We start from the raw sequence: 987 nt of genomic DNA on the forward strand, positions 1-987 counted from the left end.
CCCTGGATATTCAGCGGAATTGGGTGATCTGACGGTCCGGTAGCAGAAAGGTGCCGCTGGCCTGCAAGGATGCGAGTGTCGAGGTCGTATCCGCTGCGAGAGTCAGGGCACCAATCTGGTGAGCGAGCCTACAGGGTGGGACCGGCGGCTGTCCGTGGTCGCCGACGGCAAGGGGCTGATCGGGCATGCCGGGGCGGTGCTGCTGCGGAAGCTGGCGGACCGTACGGGGCTGACGGCCGCGCTGGCAGGCGTGCTGCCCGCCGGGACGGGGTGTGGGTGGCGAGATCGCGGGGCTGTGGTCGTGCAGCTCGCCGTAGCGATCGTGCTGGGGGCGGTGAACCTGTCCGACGCCGAGCAGTTACAGGCCCACCATCAGGGCCTGTTCGGGCCGGCGGTGTCGGACTCGACGACGCGCCGGACGCTCGCCGCGATGGACGCCGAGGTCCTGGCGAGGATCGCGGAGGCGAGGGCGAGAGTGCGTCGGCACGTGTGGTCGCTGTTGTGCCTGCGGCCGGGTGGGTTTCCGTGGCTGACCGTCGCTGGTAAGCACCTGCACCGCTGGATCGTGATCGACATGGACGCCACGATCATCACGGCAGCGTCGAAGAAGGAGGGCGCCTCGGCGACCTGGAAAAAGACCTTCGGCTTTCATCCACTGGCCGCGTGGTGTGCGAATACAGGCGAGTGCCTGGCCATGTGGCTGCGGACTGGCGGCGCTGGCTCGAACACGGTGGCCGACCACCTGCGGGTGCTTGCCGCCGCGCTGGCCCAGGTCCCCGGCGCCTCCACCGCCAAGATCTTGGTGCGCGTCGACGGCGCCGGGGCCACCCACGGTCTGCACGAGCACCTGCGGGATCTGAACACGATGCGCCGCACGGTCCGCTTCACCACCGGCTGGACGATCACCGACGAGGACGAAAAGGCCATCGCCCGCCTGCCCGAGACCGCGTGGGAGACCTCGGTCAAGCAGGACGGCGAACTCCAGGA

Annotated in this window: 1 protein-coding gene; it reads left to right on the forward strand. The window is 69.1% G+C overall.

Annotated elements, in window-relative coordinates; all coding sequences use genetic code 11:
• Positions 1–118: 118 nt before the first annotated feature.
• The coding region (locus VXC91_RS46060; protein WP_329513280.1) for a transposase at positions 119–987 on the forward strand (869 nt) is incomplete at its 3' end.

Origin of the sequence: Streptomyces chiangmaiensis (assembly GCF_036281785.1) — a bacterium.
Classification (GTDB): Bacteria; Actinomycetota; Actinomycetes; order Streptomycetales; family Streptomycetaceae; genus Streptomyces; species Streptomyces chiangmaiensis.